Genomic DNA, 15,554 nt, shown 5'->3' on the forward strand with positions numbered 1-15,554 from the left:
GGGATTTTAAAATCCCAAAAGCCTTTCGACCCCAATTATTTGACTGCTACCCCTTGACAGGTCAAGACAGTATCTACAGGGCATTGTAGGGGCGGATTTCACAACTATTTATGTCTAAAACAAACAATCTCGTAAACCCGTCCAACCGAGGGATTAATTCCTAATAACCAGGCTCCTCCTCGTACTCAGGAGTCTTAGTTTTCTCAGGGATATTCACGCGAGGAGCCTGGTAAGGCTTCGGTGCCTCATCGTCAGCCCAAGCATCAGCCTCAACATCATCCTCGTACTCCACCACCGGCTGCTTCGGGCGAGAAATCTCAGCGCGAGTGTACTGCGGCTTCTCCTCGTACTCATCCTCGTAATCGTCCTCCTCACCGCCCCAATTATCCTCTTCGTAATCCTCGTAATCGTCGATTATTGGCTCAGGCTGCTGTGCCTGCACCGCGCGCATGGGCGGCTGGCGAACCGCAGGCCGATTCCACTCTAAATCCTCATCCCAAGGAACTTCCTCCACCGCAGGCGCAGCTACGCGGCTCCGCATTTCCGGTGCAGGTATCCGCACGCCCGGGCCCAATTGATTTCCCGTAGCCACGGGTTTCGGATAATAACCTGCCTCGTCCTCTTCTCGTTCCCAAGGTGCTTGGCCCAAACCAACGCGCTCCAGCAAACCCACACTAAGCTGCCTGAGCCTTTCCTCGGAACCTTCAAACACAATCAAGCGATTCGGGCCACTGCTAACAATTTCCTCAATCCCCAACTCGTAAGTGCTGAGAACTTGGTCGGGGATTTGGGGGATGCCCAGGGAAGCGATAATTATAGAAACTAACTTACCGTCTTCGGGGTCGAACCTAAAGCCTCGCACCCTACCTAAAAGTTCGCCGGTTTCGGTAATAACTTCGCTGTTAATCAAAATGCTGTAGACTTCAACATCAACATCATCTTCGATCGCGCTCTCATCTTCCACCAACAGCACGTCGCCGATTTCGCTGACATTGCTGAGGAACATAAACTTCGGCATTCCAGCGACCGCAAATATATTATCACGCAGACCGATCGCCACAACTTCCCGCCGATCGATGTCCACCCACAATTGACTAACCACCCCCAAGCGTTTACCTCTGTCGCGGGTGATGACCTGAGTGCCTAGAATGTCGGAGCGTTGGCAGATTTGTTCGGATGTCATTCTAACTTTAATCCTGATTTATTAAGTACATATATCACTCAACACGAGCGTTAACATAAACTCCGGGACTACAACTTCAGTCCTATGACTTGAGTATAAGCTCCCCGTGCTTGAGTAACACCAATTGTACGCTCAGCCGATTGAATCATAGGTCGCCGCAAACTCACAACAATAAACTGGGCTTGTTCCGACTGTCGTTTTATCATTCTAGCCAATCGCTCCACATTTGCCCCATCCAGAAACATATCCACTTCATCAAAAGCGTAAAACGTAGACGGGCGGTAGCGTTGCAGCGCAAAAATAAAACTCAGCGCCGTCAAGGACTTTTCGCCTCCAGACATGGAAGCCAGCCGCTGTACGGGTTTGCCCTTCGGGTGAGCCACCAAATTCAAGCCGCTGCTGAAGGGGTCTTCCTGGTCATCTAGCTGGAGATAGCCATCGCCTTCGGAAAGTTCCGCAAAGATAGTCTGGAAGTTCTCGTTAACCGCGTCGAAAGCTTCTTTAAAAGCGCGCCGCCTGAGTGTGGTAAAATTTTCGATTCTCAACAGCAGTTCAGTGCGTTCTCCTTCCAATGTCGTCAATTTTTGACTCAATTCTTGAAGGCGTTCTTGAGTGCGGTTGTACTCTTCCAAGGCTAGCATATTGACTGGTTCTAAAGCTTGAATGCGTTTGGCGATCGCCTTTACTTCCTGCTGCAATTCCGTCAAATTGGCTTTCTCGACATTTTCAGGAATCGACGGCACGGGGTCTGGCATTTCCGCCCGCTGCGCTTCCAATAGAGTGCGGATTGCGCTCAATTGTTCCCGGCGTTCTTGCTGAGTTTCGTGGAGTTTTTGCAACTGCCATTGTAACTGCTGTTTGGCTAAATGCTGTTCTCGCAGTTGAGATTCCGCCCGATCGCGCTCTCCCTTCTGCACGCCCAATTTTTCCTCAATTTCCCCCAAAGCCGCCTTAGCTTCCGCAATTTGCCGATCGAGTTCTAACTGCTGCGAAACAATGCGATCTAGTGCATCCGCACCCGCATTTTGCTGCACTTGCCATTCCTGCAATTTCTCGCTGCCTTCCTTAATTTTGTCTTCCAAACGCCCGAATTGATTTTCCAAGTCTACAAGGCGCTGCTGGACGTTCCTCAGAGCCAATTCTCGCTCTTGCAGTTGCGCTTCCAGAGCGCGCAAACCCGATTGCATTTGCTGCCATTCGCTGTGACTGTTGGACTCTTCCAACTGCGCCAAAGTTTGGCGGTATTGCTGCAATTGAGTTTCCTGTGCGGGCAATTCTCGTTCCAGCAACTGCAATCTCGATCGCGAATTAGTTAATTCCTGTGTATTTTTCGCAATTTGCGATCGCACTTGTTCCTGTTGCGCTTGCAAATTCTTAATTTCTGAATCCAACTGTTCCAAGCGCAACTGATGTTCGCGCAAATTTTGTTTCGCTTCCATCAATTCTTGGCTGCGAGTTTTGACTGCAACAGCAGCGCGATCGATCGCAATTTTGCACCGTTCCAAAATCCGCTCAATTTCCTCCAACCTTTCTTGCAGAGATGCGATCGTCCGCGCTTCACTAGCAGCCTCACTCGCCTCAACTGTGCCAAAATGCAAGGTAGATATGTTAGTAGAACTTCCCCCAGTCATCGCCCCGCTAGTTTCCAAAATTTCCCCGTCCAAAGTGACAATCCGGTACTGTCCCAAATAGCGGCGGGCATCGCTGAGGTTGCTAAACACAACCGTACTGCCAAAAACGTAAGCAAAAATTTCCTGATACCGCGAATCGCAGTCAATCAAATTAACAGCCGCATCCACAAACCCTGCCGCGCGCCGCAAATTTTCATTCACCGAATACCTGCCGCCCCTAATCTTATTCAAAGGCAAAAACGTCATCCTTCCCGCCCGTTTTTGTTTCAACAATTCGATCGCAGCAGCAGCCACGCTGTCATCTTCCACCACCATATTTCCCATGCGCCCGCCTGCGGCAATTTCCAGCGCCAATTGATAGCGCGGTTCCACCCTGCCCAGTTGAGCCACCAAGCCGCAAACTCCGCCAATTCCGCTTTGCGCGACAATTTTTGCCGTAAACGTTCCCGTCGCTTCTTGCAGTGCTTGAAACTGCACTTCTAGTTTGTCTAATTTGCGCTGTCTTTCCCGCTGTTCTTCCAACAAACGAGTTTGAGTTTCCTGTTGCAGTTGCAATTCTTGTTCGGCTTCGACTAAAATTTGATTCAGCGATTCTACTTGCAAAGATGCCACGCCTTTGGTTTCCACAAGGCGAGATTGCTGCTCTTTTTTCGCTGCAATTTCCTGTTCTAATACTTGCAGAGATTGGTTTTGTTCTTGAATTTGACTTTGCAGGCGATCGGCTCTTTCGCCAATGGTAGCTTGTTCTGTACGCTGCGGTTCCAAAGTTTGTTGAATTGTTTCGATTTGGCGGTGCAGTTCCGTTTGCTGCTGTACCCAAACTTCGGCCGTGGAGGCGATCGCATTTGCAACTTCCCGACTTTCATCTAAACTTTGCTGGGCTGCATCCCGCTGTGCCTGCAAAGTTCCTATTTGAGACTTAACATAAGATATTTCAATCTCAATTTGCTCCAAACTTTGCCGGAATTGCCGAACTTCTTCCTCGGTTTGTGCTATATTAGCAGCCATTTGGCCAGCAGTTTTTTCCAAATCCTGTTTGCGGTTTTGCAGTTGCCGCCGTTCCGCTTCCTGAGTGGCAATCGTCGCTTGTAAAGCCAACAATTCCGACTCTCCCAAAGCTTTAACGCGGGCATTCAGCGCGTCAAGTTCGGCGGTTGCTGCTTGAATTTGGGTGCTAATTGCTTGCAGTTGTTCGGTGAGAGATGCCGAAGTGCGATCGCCCGTTTCGATTTGTTCTCGCAGCTTCCATTCTTGCTGCTGCAATTGACGGAATTTCAGCACTATTTCCCACTGCGACTTTTCTTGAAATTCCGCCCGCAATTTTTGATATTTTTCCGCTTTTGTGCGATCGGAAGCCAGCCTATCGCGCTGAGAAATCAGCTCTTTTTCTACAATGCGGCTGCGTTCTTCCACCTCCTTAACTTCATCCAACTTCTGCCTAGCTAAAGAGATTTTGCGATCGAACTGAGCCACACCAGCCAATTCGTCAATGATTTCTCGGCGTTCCTTAGAATTCATCGAAATAATGCTCGTAACGTCTCCTTGCAGCACGACGTTATAGCCTTCGGGATAAATTCGCAAGCGGTTGAGTTGTTCGTGAAGTTGAGTCAGGGTGCAAGGTTGGCCGTTAATGTAATAAGTTGAAGTGTAAGTACCTTGGCGAGTTACCCGAAGTTTCCGCGTCACACTCCACTCATCCGATTTTGGATTTTCGATTTTGGATTTTCGATTGGTAGCGAGTAGTTGCCCGTTGTTGTCTTGAGTCGCTGCGATTTCAATCTCTTCTACATCTTCAACAGATAACTCATCCGATTTTGGATTTTGGATTTTAGATTTTCGATTGACAGCAGGTGATTGTTCGTTGTTGTCTTGAGTTTCGGCAATTTCTATCCCTTCGACTTCTTCAACAGATAAAGGCGATTTGTGATTGACAGGAGATGATTGGCCGTTGTTGTCTTGAGTTTCGGCAATTTCTATCCCTTCAACTTCCTCTGCTGCAACAGATAACTCATCTGCTGTATTTTCATCCTCATCTTCATCCCGGGCGAACCATTCCTCCCCCACATCTTCCAGCGCAAAAGTCGCAGTCACGCTAGCTTCGATCGTACCGCGTTTGTTTTGGGCGCTGTTCACCAAATCCGGCAAACGTTCAGCCCGCATTCCCTTAGAACTCGAAAGTCCGAGACAAAACAGCAAAGCGTCCAGGATGTTGGACTTCCCAGAACCGTTGGGTCCGGAAACCACAGTAAAACCGGGCAGCACGGGAATGGCCGTCGTGCCGCCAAAAGATTTAAAGTTAGTCAGTTCGATCCGTTTAATGTGAACCATATGCTAGGAGTAGCTTTGGCTCTAGGTTGTTGTCACAGGGTAGCACAGGCAATGGGGCGATCGACAATGTGTAAACTTTCTGGCATAGTCGATCGAACCGATATCTTACACCTTTGTCAACAACCGAGTCGCATTTTACTTCAAAAGCTCGTTGACAAAAGTACAATATCTCCGATCCGAGCGAGCGCTACAAATTAACGTAAATTTTGATACAGATAACTCCATGAAACTAGATCGGCATTATTTGTGTGATTAAACTTGAAAACCTTGTCCAGAGTGGATTCCAGCAAAGATAATTCCCGGAATTCCTAATGTTACCCCTAGACATATAAAAACTTTCCGGTAAAATCGAACCAAAATTAATAATGTATAAAGTAACGAAGCGCATTATGGAGGGCAAACCCATTACACCAGCTCAGAACTCATCTAACCTGCCAGCTTCACCTGAAAGCGACGAACAACAAGTATTACAAATTTGGGGTCGCGAACCCCTTAAAGGACACGTTAAAATCAGCGGCGCCAAAAACTCGGCCTTAGTCGTCATGGCAGGAGCCTTGCTCTGCCCAGAGGATTGCCGTCTCCGCAACGTTCCCGGTCTAGTCGATGTCGCCCGCATGGGACAAATTCTCTCGGCTGTAGGAGTCAAATTACAGCAGAACGGCGACGTTTTAGACATCAACGCCAGCAACCTCATAGACGCTCAAGCCCCCTACGAATTAGTCAGCCAACTGCGGGCGAGCTTCTTCATCATCGGCCCGCTGCTAGCGCGTTTGGGATTTGCCAAAGTGCCCTTGCCCGGTGGGTGCGCCATCGGCGCCCGACCCGTGGAACTCCACGTTCGCGGTCTGCAAGCCCTCGGTGCCGAAGTCCACATCGACCACGGCACGGTTCACGCTTACGTCAAAGGGCCGAACCGCCGCCTGAAAGGAGCCAAAATTTATTTGGACTACCCCAGCGTCGGCGCAACTGAAACTTTGATGATGGCGGCGACTCTGGCTGAAGGAGAAACCATAATTGAAAATGCGGCTCAAGAGCCGGAAGTCGCAGATTTGGCGAATTTCTGCCGCGCTATGGGAGCAAAAATTCAAGGCGCCGGCACGAATACGATCGTCATTTCGGGAGTTCCCAAGCTGCACGCGGTAGACTATTCAATTATTCCCGATCGCATTGAAGCCGGAACATTTTTAGTAGCAGGAGCCATCACTCACTCGGAAATCAGTTTGTCGCCGGTCATTCCCGACCACCTGACCGCAGTCATCGCCAAATTGAAGACAATTGGGGCAAAAATTATTGCAGAATCCCCCGACATTTTGCGGATAGTTCCCGGCCAAACTCACTCGGCCACAGACATCGAAACTCTGCCTTATCCCGGTTTCCCCACAGATATGCAAGCTCAGTTTATGGCCTTGCTGACGCTGAGCGAAGGCGACAGCTTGATCAAAGAAACCGTGTTTGAGAATCGCTTGCGCCACGTAGCAGAACTCAACCGCATGGGCGCCGACATTCGCCTTAAAGGCAATGTAGCGATTGTGCGCGGAGTGTCGCGGCTGTCGGGTGCGCCTGTCGTGGCAACAGATTTGCGGGCTTCGGCGGCGTTAGTGTTAGCGGGACTTGCAGCCGATGGTGTCACCACCATCAGCAGCTTGCAGCACTTAGACCGCGGCTACGAGCAGTTAGAGGTGAAACTGCAAAAATTGGGAGCTAAGTTGCGGCGCGTCAAAGAGGGTACAGACCCAGCGACTGCTGAGGCTCCTGTCAATCCCGTGCGATCGAGTTTAAACTGTTAATTAGTCATTAGTCAGCAGTCATTAGTCATTAGGAAAAAGGAAGCAGGAAGCAGGAAGCAGGAAGAAGGAAGAAGAAAGAAAAATAATTCAACCTTTTTCACTTGCCAATTGCCAATTCATAATTCCCATTTCCCAATGACCAATGACTAACGACCAGTGACTATTGACTAATGACTCAGGATTAAAATGTCGAACATACCGCTCATCGGTTTGAAAGCAGACCAGTTTCGCCACCCGCTAGACTTGGAAGCCACCAACACGCTCAAACAACTGCCCGGCCTGGATTTGATGGTGCGGCAGTTGCTGGGACAACTGGGCGAACAGTTTTTTATGCTGGAAAATCTGGCTTCCAGCGTCCAAGTCGGGGAAAATCAATTGCCCCACCTCCATCAATTGCTGTTGGATGCCTGCAAAACTCTGGATTTGGAACCGCCGCAGCTTTATGTCCGCCAGCATCCAATGCCGAATGCTTACACCTTTGCGATGCGGGGAAAACAGCCTTTTGTGGTGATGCACACTTCTCTGATTGATTTGCTCACAGACGAGGAAGTTAAGGCAGTAATCGCTCACGAGTTGGGTCATTTGAAGTGCGAGCACGGAGTTTACCTGACTCTGGCTAATTTAATTGTGTTGGCCGCAGGTCAAATTTCCCCTGTGGGAACCGTGCTGGCTCAGGGTTTGCAGGCGCAAATGTTGGAATGGTTGCGGTGTGCGGAATTTACGTGCGATCGCGCCGCTTTGCTCGCGACTCAAGACCCAAGAGTGGTAGCATCACTGTTGATGAAACTGGCCGGAGGTTCGCCGACTTTAGCTCCCAAACTGAATGTCGATGCGTTTTTGGCGCAGGCCCGGGCCTACGACGACCTCAGCACCACTCAACTGGGAGATATGCTCAAACAAGCTCAGACGGCTCAGTTGTCCCATCCTGTACCAGTATTGCGCGCCAGAGAGATCGATCGCTGGGCAAGTTCAAAAGATTATGAATCTTTGCTTGCAGGAAATCGATCGGTGTGTTATGATGGTGAAACGAAAAAGGGCGGGTGGCGAAATTGGTAGACGCATCAGACTCAAAATCTGACACCGAAAGGTATGAGAGTTCGATTCTCTCCCCGCCCACTGCTAGAAAAGCTTAATAAATCTAGGGTTCCAGATGATTAGTCTGGAACCCTAATTTATATGGCACGGGGAATTGGGCATCGGAAATTGCCAATTGCCAATTGCCAATTGGTAACTAATGACAACAGTCAACAGTCAACAGTCAACAAATTTTATGGGTGAATTAGCCGCTTTAGGGGCTGCATTTGTCTGGGCTCTATCTTCCACAATCTGGCAGCGAGTGGGACAGCAAATCCCCGCAGTGGTGCTCAACTTGCTCAAAGGCGCGATCGCCCTTTTCATGCTCCTTGCCACTGTACTAATTTTAGGAAAATCTTTACCCGCAATCAACCCTAATATTTTAGCAATGCTGCTGATTAGCGGCGGCCTAGGAATTGGCATCGGAGACACCGCTTTCTTTATCGTATTAAAATATTTAGGCGCGAGGCGAACGCTGCTTTTAGAAACCCTATCTCCCCCTTTAACAGCTTTATTCGGCTTAATCTTTTTGCAAGAAAAGTTATCACCCATTGCTTGTACTGGCATTCTTTTAACAATCTGCGGCGTAGCGTGGGTAATTGCCGAACGAACAGCCGAAACAACCTTATCATCAAAACATATTTGGCAGGGATTAGGTATTAGTTTATTAGGACAAACAAGCCACGCCGCTGGTGCAATTTTATCCCGCGCCGCCTTCACTCAAATAGATATCGATCCCCTGTGGACGGCGGCCTTGCGTTTGAGCGGTGGTATGGCAGTCATGCTGTGCTTTTTAAAGCCAACAAACCTTGACAGTTTCAAACAATTAAAATCCTCAAAAACATTAGATGCCATAATTGTGGCAGCTTTTTTAGGAACCTATCTCGGAATTTTCCTGCAACAGACTTCACTGAAATATGCACCCGCAGCAATCGCTCAAACACTCAGTTCTACCAGTCCCCTATTTATACTGCCTTTAGCGGTGCTGGCGGGCGAAAAAGTGAGCATTAGGGCTGTTTTGGGGGTAGTTGGTGCGATCGGCGGAATCGCCTTATTATTGGGTTTGAAGTGATTAGATTTGATATCAATTCCGGTGGCACCGAAATGATTGTTGACTGTTGACTGTTGACGGGCGGGTCGAAAAACTGAATTGTTGAGTGTTAACTGTTGACTGGATTAGACACGGTGCCGTGTCCTGACAGTGGGTAATATTAATTCCGATGCTACCGGATTTGATATCACAACTCCGACAAGTGGAAACAAAACTCTACGGAGAATTTGAGAAGAAAATTGCAACCGCTCGCCAGAAGGAAGAGGAAGTGATTTATGCTTCTCATACTTGGGTCAAATAATTGGCAGAAGTACATTGCCGAAAGTCCAGAAGTCCCCACAGTTGACCAAGGCGAAACAATAGAAGAAGCGATCGCCAATCTTAAACAAGCTACAAAACTCTATCTCGAAGAATGTCCATTATTAGAGCCCCGACTTCTTAAAGAAGTCGGGGCTCTAGCTACTCTTACAAATTGCAACTCATATCCCCAGATAATTGACTGAAACGCGCATTTTCCCGATAATCTACCGGACAATCAATCACGCAAGGGACATCTTGAGCCAGGGCTTCTTTGAGGATGGGAATAAAATCGGTTGCAGATTCCACACGATAGCCTTTTAAACCCATACTTTCCGCAAATTTGACAAAATCGGGATTGCCAAATTTGACGAAATCGGAATGACCAAAATAATCTTGCTGCTTCCATTCAATTAACCCGTAACCACCATCATTAAAGATCAGCGTCACAAAATTAGTACCGACTCGCAAAGCAGTTTCTAACTCTTGACAATTCATCATAAAACCGCCGTCGCCGGTGGCTGCTATTACTTTGCGATCGGGATAAACGAGTTTTGCAGCCACCGCACCCGGAATCGCAATTCCCATCGCCGCAAATCCGTTAGAAATCAAACAGGTATTCGGGCGATCGCAATGATAGTGCCGCGCGATCCACATTTTGTGAGCTCCCACATCAGATATAAGAATATCTTCCGGGCCCAGGACTTGCCGCAAATCGTAAATGAGTTTTTGTGGCTTGATCGGGAAACCGTCGTCGGCTGCATATTGTTCGTACCCAGCGCGAATATCCGCCCGCAATTGCTTAGCAAAAGGGTCTACTTTCTCCATGCGATCGGCACGCTGCAAAATTTCATTGAGGGAATCAGAAATATCTCCCACAACTTCTATAAGAGGAATATAACTGCTGTCAATTTCTGCTGGCAAAGATCCAATGTGAATAATCGGAATGGTTCCTTCTGGATTCCACTTTTTCGGGGAATATTCAATCAAATCGTAGCCAACAGCAATCACTAAATCCGTTTCTTCAAAAGCACAACTAATATAATCCCGTTTCTGCAATCCCGTCGTCCAAAGCGCCAAAGGATGAGTGTAAGGAATTACACCTTTGCCCATGAAAGTATTAGCTACAGGAATATTCAATCGAGTAGCAAATTGTGTCAAAGCATCGCTGGCGTTAGCGCGGATCGCGCCGTTTCCTACTAAAAGCAGAGGACTTTTTGCCTTGGAAATTGCCACAGCGGCTTTATTCAAGCTTTGGTAAGCGCCAAAAGTTTTTTCGCGGTTGTCTTTGGTGAGCGGATTTCCTTCAGCAGGCATTGCTGCGATGTTTTCAGGTAAGTCAATGTGAACTGCTCCCGGCTTTTCACTTTGAGCTACTTTAAAGGCTTTGCGGACTATTTCTGCCGTCGTGCTGGGGCGAACAATTTGAGCATTCCACTTAGTAACTGGCTCAAACATGGCAACCAAATCTAAATATTGGTGCGATTCTATGTGCATCCTGTCTGTGCCGACTTGTCCGGTAATTGCTATTAAAGGAGCGCCGTCTAAGTTGGCGTCAGCAACTCCTGTCATTAAGTTAGTTGCGCCTGGGCCCAAGGTGGACAAGCAAACGCCGGCTTTGCCGGTGAGACGACCGTAAACGTCGGCCATGAAAGCCGCGCCTTGTTCGTGGCGAGTAGTAATAAATTTAATTGAAGAGTTTCTCAGGGCTTCTAAAATTTCTAAATTTTCTTCTCCAGGAAGTCCGAAGACATATTCGACGCCTTCATTTTCTAAACATTTTACCAATAGTTGAGCTGTGTTCATTTCCGTTTCTCTCCTCGGTTAATGTGGTTTTTGGTCTTTTTAAACCGATCGCAAAAATACTAAATGGGAATTTTTAACCGCAGGTAAACGCAGATAAACGCAGACTTCTGTAGATTTGTGCGATCGGTTGATAGAGTGGGAGCTTATTTCACCCACACTGTTTTTATGTTAACAAATTCGTGCATTCCTTGGATGCTCAATTCGCGTCCGTAACCGGAGCGTTTGATGCCGCCGAAGGGCAATCTCGGGTCTGATTTTACTAAACCGTTGATGAATACCGCGCCGGCCTCTAGTTCGGAAATAAAGCGATCGCTCTCTGAGTTTACTGTAGTCCAAGCTGACGCACCCAAGCCAAAAGATGTGCTGTTTGCGAGCGCGATCGCCTCATCAATGCCTGCAACTCGGAATACTAAAGCTACGGGCCCAAAAAATTCTTCTTGACGGGCAGAGGCATTCGGCGGAATATCTGCCAGAATAGTTGGCAAGTAGAAATTGCCGGCCTTCTCTGACAATGGGCGCCCACCTGTCAGAAGTTTTGCTCCCGATTGGACGCAATTTTGCACTTGATTGTCCAAGTCTTTGAGGATTGCGGGAGTAGCTAAAGGGCCGATATCGGTTTCGGGCAACATCGGATCGCCTACTTTTAATTGCTCGAATTTTTCGACAAATCCTGTGATGAATTCGTCGGCAATCTCTTCTGCTAAAATAAAGCGTTTGGCAGCGATGCAAGATTGACCGTTATTGAGCATCCGGGATGTCACAGCAGTTGATAAAGCTGCTGCTAAATCGGCGCTGGACATCACAATAAAGGGGTCGCTTCCTCCCAATTCCAGCACTACTTTTTTCAAATTTTTGCCTGCATTTGCTGCCAAACTTTCACCCGCTGGTTCGCTACCGGTGAGAGTTGCTGCTTTTATACGATCGTCCGCAACGATATCAGCTACTTTGTCGGCGCCCACTAACAAAGTTTGAAAAACGCCTTCGGGAAAGCCAGCAAGCGTAAAAATTTCTTCGATTTTCAAAGCGCACTGAGGCACGTTGGAAGCGTGTTTGAGCAAGCCGACATTGCCCGCCATCAGTGCTGGCGCCGCAAACCGAAAAACTTGCCAAAATGGGAAATTCCACGGCATAACGGCTAAAATAGGGCCCAGCGGTTGGTAGCGGACAAAGCTGCTGCTAGCGTCAGTGGTTGCCGATACGTCTGCCATAAATTGAGCGGCATTTTTGGCGTAATAGCGACAAACTAAGGCGCATTTTTCCACTTCGCCGATCGCAGATTTGAGCGTTTTGCCCATTTCCAGGGTCATCATTTCAGCGTAAATTTCGCGATCGCGCTCCAAGATGTCTGCCGCTTTCTGCATCCACAGGGCTCTCTGCTCAAACGGCAGTTGGCGGTATTTTTTAAAAGCTTGCTGTGCTAATTCCAGCTTAGCTTCTATTACTTCATCCGCGATCTGCTCGAAAGTTTTCAGCGTTTCTCCCGTTGCCGGGTTGATAGTAGCAATAGCCATGGTTTTATCTCCTGTGTGAAAAACACAAAACTCCCTGCTAGTTTTCAGCCTAGGCAGGGAGTTGTATTAAGGTATTAGAAAATAGGAATTTACCAGCCACGTTTTCTTTCAGGTCTTGCCAATTTGCAAGTGCCGCGATTTGTTTAAATTTCTCCTACTTTTAATTATAGTTCAGAGTCTCGATCGCAAATCTTAAGAAAATTTGTCTTTCTGAAATCACGCACAAATCTCAAGAACAGGCTTTCCGGCCTGTTCCATAAAAGTTAAATGTTTTTGTAGGGCGTCCCGCCCGCCCCTGACAGCTTTATTCACAATTAATGGTGCAAGATGGATGAAATATCGGGTCGGGTGTCCCTCCGCCTTGCATTCTCAAGAACAGGTCCGACGGCCTGTTCCACTACACATTTCTCAATTCCTCTCCCTCAAACAGACTGTTCCTGGACGTAATCCTGCACGTAAGACTGATAGTAATACCTGCTACCTTTATCGTTATTTGCTACCATTCCCAACAGCGGAATTCCCGCCATTTTCAAATCTTCAAAAGCCAACAACAGGGCTTCCCGCTCAGTTTGATGCAGCCCCACTACCAGCATCAATCCGTTAGTGTGAGCCGCCAACAAATTCGCATCTGCCAAACCCAAAAGCGGTGGAGTATCGTAAATAACTAAGTCAAAATGACTTGACAAAGCTGCCATTAAATGAGTCATTTTTCGGGAAGAAAGCACCTTTGTGGGATCGTGAGGAACAGGGCCGGAAGTTAACACAAACAAATTTTCATCACGGGGCGATCGCACAATCACCTGTTGCACATCCACATCATCAGCAATCACATTGTGCAAGCCTTGCCAATTCGGTAAACCCAGCATTTCGTGTACCTGCGGCCGCCGTAAATCGGCATCAACTAACAGCACTTGCTGGCCCATTGCGGCAGCAGCCCGCGCCAGATTGACTGCTACAGTAGACTTGCCATCAGCTACTTGACAAGAAGTAATTACACAAGAATTGATTGGAGTCTCAAGGTTGAGTAAGCGAATATTCGCATTGAGCGATCGAAAAGCTTCTTGAAAAGCATCCGTCGGCATCGGCGAAATTGCCACATCCACCGGGCTTGTCTCAGCAGGAGGAAGTCTCAAAATTTTATCGCTAGCAGGAATTACCCCCAACAAAGGCAGGCGAATCGACTGTTTGACATCCTCTGGAGTTTGGAACACCGTTTTATTTTTAAACCGTTCCGCCAACTGCGCCGCCAGCATACCAAACAGCAAACCAGCCAATCCCCCCAAAGCCAAATTCAAAGGCATAATCGGAGCAACAGCCATCAACTCGCCATTTTTGTAACGCGGAATTTCCGGCTTAGCAATAACTTCCCAAGCCACCTCTTTTTTGCCCACAGATTCAAGCTGCAAAGCTTGCTGTTTTGCCAGCAAACTATTCAGCGTATTGTTAGTCAAATCCAACTCGCGCTGCAAATCGGAATAGCGCCGCAAAATCACCGGGAATTTTTGAGAGTATTGATTCAACTGCTTAGCAGCTTGTTCCAAAACTTGATTCCGCACGCCCAGCACCTGAATTAAATTAGCAGTACCGATAAACTGCTCGATTAACTTAATCCGCACCGGATCTTGAAAAGTCAGCACTTGCGAATTTACCTTAGCCAAATCAGTTCCCAGAACCTGTTGGGCTTCTTTCTTCAACAAAGGAATCAGGTTTTTGCGCTGTTCTCGCAACAATTGCATTTGCGGAGTTTGGTCTGTAAACGTAGCCGAGTTAATCGCAATTTGCCCTTCTAATTGCTGCAATTGAGTCAGCATCGCTTGATAGCGGGGAGCTTGACTCAGAGCCGAGGCCATCAGCGCTTGCTGCTGGTTCAGTCCGAGCTGATTTTGCAGATTGGAATAGAGCAATCTCTGCTGATTGAGCTGCGTTTGCGCGTCCAATCTTTGCGCTTGAAGTTGGGTGATTTGCTGCGAAAGCTGTTGGGTTTGAATTTGCGGGTCGATGAAATTGTACTGCTGCCGCAATTTTTGAATTTCTGTTTGCAGAGCTTGTTGGCGCTTTTGCTGGTTGGGAATTTGCGATTTCACAAAATCCAGAGTCTGACTAATTTGAGTTGTGGTATCTTGCACGCTGTAGTTGCGGTAGCCTAGCGCCACTTTTTCCAAAACAAACTGAATTTTTTTCGGATCATAATCCCGATATCTAACTTCGATAATCTTGGTATTTTTGAATCGATTAATCGACAACCTAGTTTCCTGAGAAAAAGGCACATTATCTGCTTTTTGGTTCAAGAGGTAGTTGTAATTTATTTCAGGATACTTAGCCTGCAACTGTTTAATAATCGGCGACATTACTTGCGGGCTTTGCAAAACTTGAATTTGGGATTCGTAGTCAAAACCGGCATTTTCCGTCGTCGCGGGGCCCGCTGGTTGCAGTTTCAGCTCACCCGAGTATATTTTTGCTAAAGTATTTTGCGTAACTGCTGGTTCTACTAATAATTGAAAGCGCCCTTCGTACTCGCTTTTTTGATTCAGTGTCCAGGCGAAAACTCCGGTAGTCACTGCCGCTGCTACGCCGATGACTAAGATGGAGCGACTGCGACAAACTTCCCAAAAACTTAACTCTTCTGCCTCGGTTTTGTTTCTGCCTAAAAACTGATCTTCTTCATAAAGCCCAGAAGACATTTTTTGCAGATCAGCGTTTTTTTTATGATTAAACAGTGCTACGTGAGATTGTTTCCCTGGTTTCATTTGAGTTCTACAACTTATTAGTTTAAACGTCTGTATTGGTGGCGGAGTTTCAGGAAATCGGTTGATTCCTAGATATTTCATTACCAAACCGCAATTTTTTTATAAAGCGGGTTTCTGAGGTCTTAATGCCAGTCTATTC

9 protein-coding genes and 1 tRNA gene are annotated in these 15,554 nt (G+C 47.5%); 5 read left to right on the forward strand and 5 right to left on the reverse strand.

The genetic code is table 11. The annotated features are described in order from the left end of the window. Nucleotides 1–160: 160 nt before the first annotated feature. Both QUA77_RS00830 and smc read right to left on the reverse strand, forming a co-directional pair. On the reverse strand, nt 161–1,183 hold the full coding sequence (locus tag QUA77_RS00830; RefSeq protein WP_333181907.1) for a PRC-barrel domain-containing protein: 1,023 nt from the start codon (nt 1,181–1,183) through the stop codon (nt 161–163). Nucleotides 1,184–1,251: 68 nt separating this feature from the next. Continuing rightward, nucleotides 1,252–5,142: a chromosome segregation protein SMC gene (gene smc, locus QUA77_RS00835; protein WP_333448970.1), complete on the reverse strand. Its 3,891-nt coding sequence runs from the start codon at nt 5,140–5,142 to the stop codon at nt 1,252–1,254. 365 nt (nt 5,143–5,507) lie between these two features. Here smc and murA point away from each other — a divergent pair, with 365 nt between their 5' ends. From murA to QUA77_RS00860, 5 genes are all read left to right on the forward strand, one after another. Beyond that, the gene (murA, locus tag QUA77_RS00840; RefSeq protein WP_333448971.1) at nt 5,508–6,929 is read left to right on the forward strand and encodes a UDP-N-acetylglucosamine 1-carboxyvinyltransferase; all 1,422 of its coding nucleotides are present in this window, start codon (nt 5,508–5,510) and stop codon (nt 6,927–6,929) included. A gap of 186 nt (nt 6,930–7,115) precedes the next feature. Next, a complete protein-coding gene (locus QUA77_RS00845) occupies nt 7,116–7,985 on the forward strand; it encodes a M48 family metallopeptidase (protein ID WP_333448972.1) in 870 nt (289 codons plus the stop codon). After that, nucleotides 7,964–8,045, forward strand: a tRNA-Leu gene (locus QUA77_RS00850). Before QUA77_RS00845 ends, QUA77_RS00850 begins: the two co-directional genes overlap by 22 nt. A gap of 154 nt (nt 8,046–8,199) precedes the next feature. Next, nucleotides 8,200–9,075, forward strand: a complete 876-nt coding sequence (locus tag QUA77_RS00855) for a DMT family transporter (protein WP_333449047.1) — start codon at nt 8,200–8,202, stop codon at nt 9,073–9,075. Between the two features lie 254 nt (nt 9,076–9,329). Beyond that, on the forward strand, nt 9,330–9,557 hold the full coding sequence (locus tag QUA77_RS00860; protein WP_333034868.1) for a type II toxin-antitoxin system HicB family antitoxin: 228 nt from the start codon (nt 9,330–9,332) through the stop codon (nt 9,555–9,557). On the opposite strand, the gene QUA77_RS00865 is transcribed toward QUA77_RS00860, so the two are convergent. From QUA77_RS00865 to QUA77_RS00875, 3 genes are all read right to left on the reverse strand, one after another. After that, nucleotides 9,520–11,157, reverse strand: coding sequence for an acetolactate synthase large subunit (locus QUA77_RS00865; protein WP_333034870.1), 1,638 nt, complete (start codon nt 11,155–11,157; stop codon nt 9,520–9,522). The two genes, QUA77_RS00860 and QUA77_RS00865, sit on opposite strands and share 38 nt — an antisense overlap. A gap of 143 nt (nt 11,158–11,300) precedes the next feature. Then, entirely contained in the window at nt 11,301–12,668 is a 1,368-nt protein-coding gene (locus QUA77_RS00870; protein ID WP_333034873.1) for an NAD-dependent succinate-semialdehyde dehydrogenase, read from the reverse strand. A gap of 422 nt (nt 12,669–13,090) precedes the next feature. Further along, nucleotides 13,091–15,415, reverse strand: a complete 2,325-nt coding sequence (locus QUA77_RS00875) for a polysaccharide biosynthesis tyrosine autokinase (protein ID WP_333448973.1) — start codon at nt 15,413–15,415, stop codon at nt 13,091–13,093. Nucleotides 15,416–15,554 lie beyond the last annotated feature (139 nt).

The organism is Microcoleus sp. K5-D4 (genome assembly GCF_036704575.1).
In the GTDB taxonomy this organism is placed as follows: Bacteria; Cyanobacteriota; Cyanobacteriia; order Cyanobacteriales; family Microcoleaceae; genus Microcoleus.

What these genes read in the sequence shown, in the direction of transcription:
- QUA77_RS00830 (WP_333181907.1), bottom strand. Translation starts at nt 1,183, where the DNA reads ATGACATCCGAACAAATCTGCCAACGCTCCGACATTCTAGGCACTCAG.
- smc (WP_333448970.1), bottom strand. Translation starts at nt 5,142, where the DNA reads ATGGTTCACATTAAACGGATCGAACTGACTAACTTTAAATCTTTTGGC.
- murA (WP_333448971.1), top strand. Translation starts at nt 5,508, where the DNA reads ATGTATAAAGTAACGAAGCGCATTATGGAGGGCAAACCCATTACACCA.
- QUA77_RS00845 (WP_333448972.1), top strand. Translation starts at nt 7,116, where the DNA reads ATGTCGAACATACCGCTCATCGGTTTGAAAGCAGACCAGTTTCGCCAC.
- QUA77_RS00855 (WP_333449047.1), top strand. Translation starts at nt 8,200, where the DNA reads ATGGGTGAATTAGCCGCTTTAGGGGCTGCATTTGTCTGGGCTCTATCT.
- QUA77_RS00860 (WP_333034868.1), top strand. Translation starts at nt 9,330, where the DNA reads ATGCTTCTCATACTTGGGTCAAATAATTGGCAGAAGTACATTGCCGAA.
- QUA77_RS00865 (WP_333034870.1), bottom strand. Translation starts at nt 11,157, where the DNA reads ATGAACACAGCTCAACTATTGGTAAAATGTTTAGAAAATGAAGGCGTC.
- QUA77_RS00870 (WP_333034873.1), bottom strand. Translation starts at nt 12,668, where the DNA reads ATGGCTATTGCTACTATCAACCCGGCAACGGGAGAAACGCTGAAAACT.
- QUA77_RS00875 (WP_333448973.1), bottom strand. Translation starts at nt 15,415, where the DNA reads ATGAAACCAGGGAAACAATCTCACGTAGCACTGTTTAATCATAAAAAA.